Annotated in this window: 10 protein-coding genes, 1 rRNA gene and 1 riboswitch; of the genes, 5 read left to right on the top strand and 6 right to left on the bottom strand. The window is 63.4% G+C overall.

From position 1 onward, the window contains the following. Both rrf and ACOQFP_RS22520 read left to right on the top strand, forming a co-directional pair. Positions 1-75: ribosomal RNA gene (gene rrf, locus ACOQFP_RS22525) — 5S ribosomal RNA — on the top strand; the annotation flags it as partial. A 1203-nt stretch (positions 76-1278) separates the two neighbouring features. After that, complete coding sequence (locus ACOQFP_RS22520) at positions 1279-1494, top strand: hypothetical protein (RefSeq protein WP_421585579.1); 216 nt, start codon at positions 1279-1281, stop codon at positions 1492-1494. 3 nt (positions 1495-1497) lie between these two features. On the opposite strand, the gene ACOQFP_RS22515 is transcribed toward ACOQFP_RS22520, so the two are convergent. Continuing rightward, positions 1498-1782, bottom strand: coding sequence for a GNAT family N-acetyltransferase (locus ACOQFP_RS22515; RefSeq protein ID WP_421585578.1), 285 nt, complete (start codon positions 1780-1782; stop codon positions 1498-1500). A 187-nt stretch (positions 1783-1969) separates the two neighbouring features. Here ACOQFP_RS22515 and ACOQFP_RS22510 point away from each other — a divergent pair, with 187 nt between their 5' ends. Then, complete coding sequence (locus ACOQFP_RS22510) at positions 1970-2737, top strand: hypothetical protein (protein WP_206489512.1); 768 nt, start codon at positions 1970-1972, stop codon at positions 2735-2737. Between the two features lie 230 nt (positions 2738-2967). After that, complete coding sequence (locus ACOQFP_RS22505; protein WP_206489511.1) at positions 2968-3288, top strand: homoserine dehydrogenase; 321 nt, start codon at positions 2968-2970, stop codon at positions 3286-3288. Positions 3289-3304: 16 nt separating this feature from the next. Here the strand turns inward: ACOQFP_RS22505 and ACOQFP_RS22500 are convergent, their stop codons facing one another. Further along, complete coding sequence (locus ACOQFP_RS22500) at positions 3305-3667, bottom strand: helix-turn-helix domain-containing protein (protein WP_421585577.1); 363 nt, start codon at positions 3665-3667, stop codon at positions 3305-3307. A gap of 105 nt (positions 3668-3772) precedes the next feature. On the opposite strand from ACOQFP_RS22500, the gene ACOQFP_RS22495 reads away from it, so the two are divergent. Continuing rightward, complete coding sequence (locus ACOQFP_RS22495; protein WP_421585576.1) at positions 3773-5320, top strand: LCP family protein; 1548 nt, start codon at positions 3773-3775, stop codon at positions 5318-5320. A 26-nt stretch (positions 5321-5346) separates the two neighbouring features. Here ACOQFP_RS22495 and ACOQFP_RS22490 read toward each other — a convergent pair whose 3' ends face one another. The 4 genes from ACOQFP_RS22490 to ACOQFP_RS22475 all read right to left on the bottom strand — a co-directional run bounded on the left by ACOQFP_RS22490 (position 5347) and on the right by ACOQFP_RS22475 (position 8632). Continuing rightward, a complete protein-coding gene (locus ACOQFP_RS22490; RefSeq protein ID WP_421585575.1) occupies positions 5347-6093 on the bottom strand; it encodes an ABC transporter ATP-binding protein in 747 nt (248 codons plus the stop codon). Next, positions 6086-6922 carry an ABC transporter permease gene (locus ACOQFP_RS22485; protein ID WP_206489508.1) on the bottom strand — a complete coding sequence of 279 codons (837 nt, stop codon included), beginning with the start codon at positions 6920-6922 and terminating at the stop codon, positions 6086-6088. Before ACOQFP_RS22485 ends, ACOQFP_RS22490 begins: the two co-directional genes overlap by 8 nt. Then, entirely contained in the window at positions 6900-7913 is a 1014-nt protein-coding gene (locus tag ACOQFP_RS22480) for an ABC transporter substrate-binding protein (RefSeq protein WP_421585574.1), read from the bottom strand. The genes ACOQFP_RS22485 and ACOQFP_RS22480 overlap by 23 nt, the downstream gene beginning before the upstream one ends. Next, entirely contained in the window at positions 7910-8632 is a 723-nt protein-coding gene (locus ACOQFP_RS22475; protein ID WP_206489506.1) for a TenA family protein, read from the bottom strand. The genes ACOQFP_RS22480 and ACOQFP_RS22475 overlap by 4 nt, the downstream gene beginning before the upstream one ends. After that, positions 8626-8725, bottom strand: a riboswitch (TPP riboswitch). (Overlaps the previous gene by 7 nt.) Positions 8726-8759 lie beyond the last annotated feature (34 nt).

Raw genomic sequence — 8759 nt, 5'->3', positions numbered from 1 at the left:
AACCCGGAAGCTAAGCCCTCCAGCGCCGATGGTACTGCACTCGACAGGGTGTGGGAGAGTAGGACACCGCCGAACACACATTCCAGAAAACCCCCAACCACCACCGGTTGGGGGTTTTCTGCACCCCACACCACCCACACCCGCAGCACCACAATCCGCGCGCCCACTGCGGCTCACACATGCCCCCGCGCGGCACAGACGCGCGCAGAATCGTCAGACGTGCACACAATCGCCACCCCCACCAGCGCCATTCCGCGCGCAGCCAGCAAACGCGCGCGCATTCGCGGCCCCGGGGATCGAATCGAGCGGACTCGCAACGCGCGCACCCGGGCCTCTCGACCACCACACCACCTGCGCCGAACCCCTCGACCCTCACCCCCGGCACAGACGCGCGCGAAATCGTCAGACGCGCGCACAATCGCCACCCCACACGGCACCAATCCGCGCGCGTCCGACGAACGCGCGCGCATTCGCGGCCCCAGGGATCGAATCGAGCGGATTCCTAACGCACGCCCCGAGCGCCGCCGACCATCACGACCCACACCCCCGCGGCACAGACGCGCGCAGAATCGTCAGACGCGCACACAATCGCCACCTCACACGACACCAATCCGCGCGCGTTCAGCAAACGCGCGCGCTTTTGCGCCAAAGTCCGGAGTGACCCACACACGCAACGGATCACGCGCGGCATGCCCCGAGCGCCGCCGACCATCACGACCCACACCCCCACGGCACAGACGCGCGCGAAATCGTCAGACGCGCGCACAATCGCGACCCCCACCAGCGCCATTCCCCGCGCATCCAACAAACGCGCGCGCATTTGCGCCAGGAGCCAGGCGACCCAGCACGCGAATCTCATCGACCATCACACTCAGGAGACCTCGCTCGCGCGCCGGCCCCTGATGGCGTCGTACACGACCGCCGATCGACTCGAAGTCCGTGAGAGCGATCAGGACGCGGGTTGGAGGTCTGAATGCTCAGCAGGACAACAGGATTGGTCTCACACCGTTGGACGATTCGGGCCGGGAATTTAATTCGCTGGAGTTCGTCGGCTGGTGCGTGCATGATCATGGCACAGGCACAGTGCGGAGACGATGGAGGTGGACAAGTGGCAGCAGAATTGAAGTACCCGGGCCGTCGAGTCCTCCGTATTCGGTTTGCATTCGTCGCCGACAACGCTCGTTGAGTAGCGCTACGGGCCGACTATGGCTCGTCCCTCGAATTCCTTGCCGCGCAGCATCGTCTGTGTTGGCCCCCAAATTTGCTGTAGGAGAACAGATGTACCACTACGAACAAATCCTGAATGAGCACCGACAACGTGTTGCGCGTGGCGTGCAGAATTATGATCGACGCAGGATCGAAGCCGAACGACGTGCGGAAGGCGTTGGCAGTGAACCGAACTCGCGGAAGGTCGGCAACGAGCCCGAGGCTCCGTCGAACGGTTGCGAAGCAGAAGCCGAGCCTCGAATCGGTGCGTTGTCTTCCGTGCGCTGATTCTCAGTTCTCGACGAGATCGGCGTAGCGATCGCCTGCCGCGTCGATGAAATCACGAACGAACCAGCACGTAGGGACTACTCGAAATCCCTGCGTGCTGGTGTCGTTCAGAGCGTGTTCGGTGAGGGTCGCAGCGAGTCCCCGGCCCCGGAACTGTGGAAATGTGACGGTGTGGTGGAACGTTCTGACGTCGTCCTGTTCGAGGTACTCGGAATAGCCCGCCAACTCCGAGTCGACGTAGATCTCGAACCGACTGTGTGCGGTGTCATGCTCGATTGTGACGGTCATTGGTTGTGCCTCCTGGCCGAGTGTCGGTGTCTCCACGGTATCCGGCACCTGTGCGCTGGGATTTGAGCGGTTCCTCGCGGCCGGCTCCAAGCAGTAGGGTGAGGGAAACCGAGTCGTGCCAGCGCCGCCCGTCGCATCACCGCTCTTCACAAGTACGGGGTGCTCTCGAGGCTGAAGGTGGCAATCCGTGGAAGACACATCCGACCGGGGAATCAAGGCATTCATCAGGACCGTCGCCCAGCGCAGCGGGCGCGCGGAGCGGCTGACGTCGTCGCGCCGGAACCCAGTGCAGGTTTGGTCCATGGACGGCACGTCGTCGTGCATCGTTCGGGTGCGCTCGAAAGTGGCTGGTGATTGGAAGGCGCGCAGGCAGGACGAGTCTCTCGAGAGCGACGACACCGGCTCCTCGTACTGGGTGTTCGTCGACCTTGCGAACGATGATCCGCGCTTCTACATGGTGTCCTCGGAAGAGATGGCAGCCGATATTCGCGGTGAAGTGGATCTGTGGGTTCAGGACTCGCCGCTGCGTACCAGAACGGGCCATCATGCAATCGCGGTCGACCGTGTCGCACACGGCAGTGAGCGATGGGACTTGTTGGGGCTGAGTGCCACTCTGGATACGTCGGTAGACCTCGGTCCCGAGCAAACCTGGGTTCGTACGCCCCGAGTCAAAGCCAAGCGCAAGTCCGCAGTGGCGGTGGAAGAAGAAGTGATCGACGAACGCGTGCGCGTGGTTGCCGATTTCGAGGGCTACCGACTGTGTGGTCGGTACGACCCGGAAAGTCAACGGCTCGAGATCACGGCAGGGCCGATGGAAGGCCGCCGCTTCGACAGTCCATCCGTGGCCGCCAGCGCCGTCGCCACCCACATCAGTGGGGACGTCGAGGAGCGGGACGGTTGGCAGTTCTGGGAGCTGGACACCCCTGACCGTGCCCCTCTGGGGTCTTTTCGGTAAGCAGCAACAGGTGAGGGCTTGTCTTTTGTGATCTCTCATCAATTTCGCGCTAGAAGTAAAAACCGGCACGGGGCTTGATTAGCCTAGCGTTGGTACGACGAGCTCCCTGTTTCAGTCGCTGGGTCGAATAGATGCTCGAGGGTTCGTCAGTGCATCGGGTTTCGGGTCTCAGCGAGCTCGACGGTCGACAGTGCGAGGGGTGCTGTCGACCGTGGGGAGAGGGGTTCATCATGGAGCAGTCATATCGGGCGGCGTCCGCCCATTCATCCCGCTTCCTGTTTCTCATCGCGCAGTTCGTCGACCGAAGAATTCCAGCGGAGTTCTTCTCGGCTCAGTTTCGCGAGCTGCAGAACAGTCAATCGGCGTATCTCGATCCGGATGTGTCGTCGGTGATCGGAATGCTGTCGGTCGACGTCGGCGCGTATCGCGGCGACGTCGAGAATCGAGGAATCGACTACATCGACTCCGAACAGCTGTGGTTGGCCGCCGGACAAGCGTTTCGGGATTTGATGACCGTTCAGTCCGCACACTTCGAACGTGAGGCCGGCTGAGAGTCGCGGCTACTGATCACCGGAATCGATCACGTTGGCGCAGAAGATCTTCGAGTCGGAAACGTCGGTGGGTTCCGCGCATCTCGATCGGTAGGTCGCCCGCGTCTGCCAGTTTCCGAACGTAGGTATCGGAGACCCCGAGCACCTCTGCTGCCTGTGATGTCGTCAGCAATTCGTTCACGGTTCCGATGGCCACCGCCTTGACGGTTGCCAACTGTGTGAGCAGTTCGAGTACGGCATCTCGGGCAGTGTCGTCGAGCGGTACCGCCGAACCTGCGATGTGAACGTCCACGTCGGTGCCGGTTCGCCCGTGCACAGCGGCACCGAGTTGGGTGGCAGCACGCGTGCTCAGCGCCGGGGTCACGAATCGGAAGTCCATTCGTCCAGAATAGAAGCAGACGGTACGCACCGGCTCGGGAGAACCACTGCCGACAAGTGCCTCGGCGGCGACGACTGCGTGATCCACCGAGATTCACGAGATCTGATGCCGCGCCTCTACGTCAGGGGACTGCACATCGCACCGATCGAGCAACCGAGCTCGGCGAAGACATGGGCTTGCCGTCCGGTTCGTCCCGATCGGCCCAACCTTCGCCGAGCGGGTGCCGGCGGCGGGCTCGTCGGATTCCGCAGGCCCGCGCCGACCTCGAGGCGGACGTTGTCGGTCGGCGACGAACTCGCGCTGCCTGGGCGAAGCATCACCCAGGTGAGAGCCGCGTACCCTGGCGAGGTGCTACCGAACGGCCTTCGCGATGACACCCTGCGCAGCAACGGCGGTGCAGGCCGTCACCGCATCCACACACCGTCGGGTGATCGCGGTCGTGCGCTTCGGATCGGACGGGTTCTGGTCGCCGCCGCTGCGGTGGCCTCGATCGCCGTCAGTGGAACCGGCTTCGTTGTGTACCGGGAGGCGACCACCGGACTGACGACCTCCGACGCCCTCGATGGCATTGCCAACAACGATCCGAATGGCAACGGTCGAGACACCAACATTCTGTTGATCGGCCTCGACAGCCGCAAGGACATGGACGGCAACGACCTACCTGCCGAGTTCGTCACCGATGCGCTGCACGCAGGCGACAGTGATGTGGGCGGATACAACACCAACACTCTGCTGCTGGTGCACCTTCCGGCTGACGGCGGGCGTGCGACTGCGTTGTCGATACCTCGGGACGACTACGTCGATGTACCCGGATACGGCAAGCGAAAGATCAAAGAAGCCTATGGACTGGCCAAGGCCGACGCCGATACGCAGTTGCTCGACGAGGGCGTCAGTGATCCGGCCGAGCGTGAGCGGCGAGCGCGGGAAGCCGGCAGACGATCGACGTTGACTGCGGTTCGTGAGTTGCTCGATGTGCCGATCGACCATTTCGCAGAAGTGAACCTACTGGGCTTCTACGACGTGGCGGAAGCCGTAGGACCCATCCAGGTGTGCCTGAACAATCCAGTACACGACGACTATTCGGGTGCGAACTTTCCCGCGGGAGCTCAAGAGCTGAGCGCGTCGCAGGCGCTGTCCTTCGTGCGGCAACGTCACGGCCTCGACAACGGTGATCTCGACAGGACCAAACGGCAGCAGGCCTTCGTGGCTGGAGTGATGGCCAAGCTCAGCTCTTCCGGCGTTCTGGCCAACATCGGCGAACTGCGGGCGCTGATAGCGGGCACCAAGAACGACATCGTCATCGACGCCTCGCTCGACCCGGTGACGCTCGCGGAGCAGGCAGGGGCCGTCATGAAAGGCGATATCGACTTCTACACGCTGCCGATCACCGGCTACGAGACGATCGACGGACAGGACGTCAATCTCGTCGACGTGGGTGCCATCAGGGCCGAGGCGGCGCGGTTGATCGGCAACGCTCAGCCCACCGCGTCGAGCACCAGCGCATCGAGCTCTACCGCGTCCACCACCCCGTCACCGGCGCCGACGACGGCAACCGCACCCTCCGATACCGGCACATCGGGTCCGGCCCAGGACCCGCCTGCGACACCTGACGAGGGCGTGCACAGCGACGGTGGCATTCCCTGCGTCGACTGACCCTCATGCCGGCCGTAGCCGGGTGATCACCGAGGAGTTGTACTCAGCAGGACATCCATCAGCTGCTTCTCAGCCGCCGCGAACTGCGGAGTCGTCACGATATCGAGCTCGCGTGGTCGCGGCAGCGCTATCTCGACCTGACGCCGCACGTGGGCAGGCCTGGGGGACAGAACGATCACGCGATCGGAAAGGTAGACCGCTTCGCGGATGTCGTGCGTGATCATCAGGACTGTCCACCGGAACTCCGACCAGACCTGCTGCAACCAGGCCTGCATATCGCTCCGGGTCAGCGAATCCAGCGCTCCGAACGGCTCGTCGAGCAGCAGTACCGAGCGTCCCTGGACCACCGTGCGTAGCAGAGCCGCGCGTTGTCGCATACCGCCGGAGAGTTCGAATGGCCGAGCCGATTCGTACCCGTCGAGTCCGAACACCGGAAACAGCTCCCGCGCGCGGGCCCTGGCCTCCTTCTTCGGCACGCCCTGGACTTCGAGTCCGAGCGTGGTGTTGTCCAGCACGCACCGCCAGGGAAAGAGCAGATCCTTCTGTGGCATATAGGCGCAGGGGGACGCTCGAACCGAGCCGGAGTCGGGGCGGTCGAGTCCGGCCAGCATGTTGAACACAGTGCTCTTTCCGGAGCCGCTTGGACCGATGATCGACACGAACTCACCCGGCCGCGCATCGAAGGAGATGCCGTCGAGCACAGGTTTTTCGCCGAAGGATTTCGTGAGGTCACGGACGTCGACGCACGGATCGGCGATGGTGGGATCAGCCATGAAGTCCCCCTGAACCACCCCTGGCCCACGGCGCGACGAGGCGCTCGACGACGAATGTGGCGACGAACAGAATCACACTGATCGCCGCTGTGACGGCAACTGCAGCCAGGACCAGATCGGTCCGAAACGAGTTCTTCTGCTGGCTCATGTAGATGCCGAGCCCCGCACTTGCCCCGGCATACTCGGCGAAAATCGCACCGACGACGGCGTAGGTGATCCCGATGCGCAGCGAGGTGAAGAAGCGAGGAAGCGAGGACGGAAGCCGCACGTACCGGAACTGCTGCCAGCGCGAGGCACCCATGCCGGCCAACAGAGATCGTGCTTCGCGATCGGCGGCGGCGAACCCTTCGATCAGTCCAATGGCCATGGGAAAGAACGTGGCCAGAGCAATCACCAAAATCTTCGGGAGCAGGCCGAAACCGAACCAGATGATCAACAGCGGCGCGATCGCGATGATCGGAAGGGTCTGCGAGACCACGAACAGCGGCACGAAGGCACGCCGCAGCCACGGCGAGAAGTCGACCGCGATTGCCAGCAACCAGGCCAGGGCCAAAGAGACCGCAAATCCGACCAACGTCACCTGCAGGGTGGCGGCCGCATTCTCGGCGATCGCGTCACGCTGTGCCCAACCCTGGACCACCACCCGAGCAGGCGACGGCAATACCTGTGGTCGGATGCCGCTGATCTGGACGTAGAGCTGCCACGCGGCAATCAGCGCGACGACGACAGTGACCGCCGGCCACGCCCAACGCACGGAGGTCCGGATGCCGCTGAACGAGTATGTGCCTCGGTCAGCGGCAACGGCCTCACCGATCGCCGAGGTACTCATTGGTGAAGTAAGTCGACCAGTCCGGCTCGGTCGTCAGAGGCGCGCCGTTCTGATCGGCCAGAACGCCGCTCTCGTACAGGAACTTCGAGTAACCGGTCCATTGGTCGAGACTCTGCCGCCCCACCTCGCCGGAGGCGTCCTTCATGTACTTCGACGCGAGCATTTCCTGGCTCTCGAAGACGAGAGACTCATCGGTGAAGGTTCCAGGATTGGCGTCGATCAAATCCTGGGCGGCCCTGTCCGGATCGTCGGCGGCGAGTTGATAGCCGCGCGCAAGCGCCTGTACGAACTTCCTCGCCTCGCCCGGGTGCGCCTCGAGCCAGGGTTTGCTGCCGCTGATGGTGATGGCGTAGGCGTCGGGAAATCCGTAGTCGGTGTAGTCGAAGTACTTCATGGGAGTACCGCTGTGCTCGGCTTCGATTCCCTCCCAAGCGAAGTACGAGACGGTGAAATCAGCGGTACCCGAATACACCGCCTCGTATGCCGAGGTTCCCAATACCACGGTCTGGAATTCACCTGTGCCGCCATCGTTTTCGATGACCTTCTTAAGACTGGCCTGTTCACCGGATTCGCCGAAACCGGCGTAGACCTTGCCGTCGAGCGCCTTCGGGCTCGGGATGTCGTCTCGGTCCGCCCGAACTCCGATTCCCGTTGCCCAGTGCCGAAGCGGTGCGAGAACCGATATGGTCTGTGCGCCGGAGGAGGTGGCGAACACCCCCGAACTCTGGGTGCTGATGCCGAATTCGGCGTTGCCGGCATCGACGAGGGTGTCGGCCGCGGTGTTGTTGTACGGCAGAATCTCCACGTTCAGCCCGGCATCGGCGAAAAACCCCTCCTGAATGGCGACGTAGAGGCCGGTGTGGTTGGTGTTCGGCGTCCAATCGAGGGCGAACCGAATGGTGTTGGAGTCGGTCGATTGAGAGCAGCCGACCAGTCCGGTCGTCACAAGGGTGGCCGCCGCGAGTGCGGCGAGAATTCGAACAGTTCTCATGCGGACACCGCCTCGCCGGCCAGGGGCCACGGCGTCGGATGTAATGCGCTGTCCCAGAACATCAATTCGTATCTCGACGCGACGACGAACGCGTCGAGCATCTGCTGGCGCTGCGCCGGCGTGGCGGACGCTGCCGCGTCGTCCACGAAGGTCTTCGCGGCGTCGACGATGGCATGAAACTCAGGTGCGTCGTACGCGGCCACCCACTGCGCGTACGGGTGCTCGGGTTCGCGATCGAGGACGGCCTGCGCAGCACGGGCGAGCGAGCGGCCGACGTCGGCGTATATCCAGAAGCACGGCAACACCGCAGCGGCCGCCACGGGATACGGCTCGGTGGCTGCGGTTGCGGTCAGGTAGGACGTGTATCCCAGGCATGCGGGCGAGGGCTCCGGTGTCTGCGTCGACGGTGGTAGAGCGCCACCGGTCAACATCGACTCGTGCGAGGCCGCTTCGTCCATGGCGCTGGCCGCGGCACTTGCCCAGAATGCGCCGGCCGTCGGGGACGGTGCATGCGCCGCGACCAGGGACAGCGCTTTCACATAACCGCCCAGGTAGAGCGAGTCCTGCTCGAGATATCGACGGAATGCGTCGAGCGGCAGCGCCCCTGCCCCGAGTAGCCGGAGAAATTCGAGATCGTCGATCGCGTGTCGAATGTCCTCGGCGGCATCCCACAGTAGATCGGTGAAGCGGACCGGGTCCGCAGATACAACAGGCGTCATCGCCTCGACATCCCTTCGTCAGTATTACCTGCATCAGGTTCGGCGGGTTTGATCTCAGCATCCGCATCGGCGGACACACCCCGTGTCAGAACGAAAGCGACAGTAACACCGATCACCCGGTGTTACT

It is taken from the genome of Rhodococcus sp. MALMAid1271, from assembly GCF_049195265.1.
Classification (GTDB): Bacteria; Actinomycetota; Actinomycetes; order Mycobacteriales; family Mycobacteriaceae; genus Rhodococcoides.
Note: the sequence above shows the minus strand (reverse complement) of the source record. Positions and strands in the feature narration are given on the sequence as shown.

Coding starts and splice junctions, on each gene's coding strand:
- ACOQFP_RS22500 (WP_421585577.1), bottom strand. CDS start 3,667: ATGGACTTCCGATTCGTGACCCCGGCGCTGAGCACGCGTGCTGCCACC.
- ACOQFP_RS22520 (WP_421585579.1), top strand. CDS start 1,279: ATGTACCACTACGAACAAATCCTGAATGAGCACCGACAACGTGTTGCG.
- ACOQFP_RS22495 (WP_421585576.1), top strand. CDS start 3,773: ATGCCGCGCCTCTACGTCAGGGGACTGCACATCGCACCGATCGAGCAA.
- ACOQFP_RS22475 (WP_206489506.1), bottom strand. CDS start 8,632: ATGACGCCTGTTGTATCTGCGGACCCGGTCCGCTTCACCGATCTACTG.
- ACOQFP_RS22515 (WP_421585578.1), bottom strand. CDS start 1,782: ATGACCGTCACAATCGAGCATGACACCGCACACAGTCGGTTCGAGATC.
- ACOQFP_RS22505 (WP_206489511.1), top strand. CDS start 2,968: ATGGAGCAGTCATATCGGGCGGCGTCCGCCCATTCATCCCGCTTCCTG.
- ACOQFP_RS22480 (WP_421585574.1), bottom strand. CDS start 7,913: ATGAGAACTGTTCGAATTCTCGCCGCACTCGCGGCGGCCACCCTTGTG.
- ACOQFP_RS22485 (WP_206489508.1), bottom strand. CDS start 6,922: ATGAGTACCTCGGCGATCGGTGAGGCCGTTGCCGCTGACCGAGGCACA.
- ACOQFP_RS22490 (WP_421585575.1), bottom strand. CDS start 6,093: ATGGCTGATCCCACCATCGCCGATCCGTGCGTCGACGTCCGTGACCTC.